Source organism: Bacillus cereus group sp. BfR-BA-01381, assembly GCF_022663555.1.
Lineage (GTDB): Bacteria > Bacillota > Bacilli > Bacillales > Bacillaceae_G > Bacillus_A > Bacillus_A pacificus.
This window is the reverse complement of record NZ_JAKUFR010000362.1, coordinates 1-214: the sequence shown is the minus strand read 5'-3', so window position 1 is coordinate 214 and position 214 is coordinate 1. Positions and strand designations below refer to the sequence as shown.

Genomic DNA, 214 nt, shown 5'->3' with positions numbered 1-214 from the left:
CGGTTTGCGGTACAGGCACCTTTTATCTCGCTAGAAGCTTTTCTTGGCAGCGGGGAATCAAAGACTTCGCTCCATAAGGAGCTTCCCCATCACAGCTCAGCCTTCACGATAAGCGGATTTGCCTACTTATCAGCCTAACTGCTTGGACGTGCACAACCAATCGCACGCTTCTTCTATCCTTCTGCGTCCCTCCATTGCTCAAACGATAAAGAGG

General features: G+C 50.5%; 1 rRNA gene. It reads right to left on the bottom strand.

Annotated elements, in window-relative coordinates:
* Nucleotides 1-214 (bottom strand): 23S ribosomal RNA (locus MR079_RS29050); the annotation flags it as partial.